General features: G+C 75.3%; 1 protein-coding gene. It reads right to left on the bottom strand.

Annotation, left to right across the window (positions count from 1 at the left end; translation table 11 throughout):
* The coding region (locus KN815_RS28580) for an AMP-binding protein (RefSeq protein WP_216344784.1) at positions 1–885 on the bottom strand (885 nt) is incomplete at both ends.

Genomic DNA, 885 nt, shown 5'->3' with positions numbered 1-885 from the left:
CGCGTCCAGCGTGTCGGCCACGTCCAGCGCGACGGCCACGTCCAGCGCGACGGCCCCGTCCAGCGCGACGGCCCCGTCCAGCGTGACGGCCCCGTCCAGCGCGTCGGCCGCGTCCAGCGCCTCGAACAGCGCCGTGGGCACGGTGGTGCGCGGCAGCCGTCCGGCGACGGCGCCGGAGGTCAGCAGCAGGGCGGGCTCGGCGTCGTCGAGCATGTATCCGATGCGGTCGCCCGGCAGCTCCGGGTTGACCGGCAGATAGGCCGCCCCCGCCCGTACCACCGCGAGCAGCGAGACGATCAGCTCCGGCGACCGCGGCAGTGCCACCGCCACCAGCTTCTCCGGTCCCGCTCCCCGGGCGGCCAGCGCCCGGGCGATCCGCCCGGCCCGCGCGTCGAGTTCGGCGAAGGTCCAGGTGCCCTCCTCGGTGAGCAGGGCCGGTGCGTCCGGGGTGCGGGCCACCCACCCGGCGAACAGCTCCGCCATGGTGGCCGGGGGCACCTCACGGACCGCGGCGTCGTTCCACTCCTCGACGATCCGGTGGCGCTCCCCGGGCAGCAGCACGTCCAGCCCGTCCACCGGCGCGGACGGATCGGCGACGGCGGCGGCCAGCAGCCGTGCCAGCCGGTCCACCAGCATCCGCACCGTGTCCCGTTCGAACAGGTCGGTGCTGTAGGTGAGCGCCCCCTCGATCCCCGCGGGCGCGCCGTCGTCCCGGTGGGTCTCCGACAGGGTGAAGGACAGGTCGAACTTGGCCACGTCATGGCCGATCGGCTGCGGCCCCGCGACCACCCCGGGCAGCTCGACCCGGCCCTCGGCGGTGTTCTGGAACGCCAGCATCACCTGGAACAGCGGATGCCGGGACGCCGAGCGCTCGGGGTTGATCAG

Source organism: Streptomyces niphimycinicus, from assembly GCF_018883605.1.
Lineage (GTDB): Bacteria > Actinomycetota > Actinomycetes > Streptomycetales > Streptomycetaceae > Streptomyces > Streptomyces niphimycinicus.
Note: the sequence above shows the minus strand (reverse complement) of the source record. Positions and strands in the feature narration are given on the sequence as shown.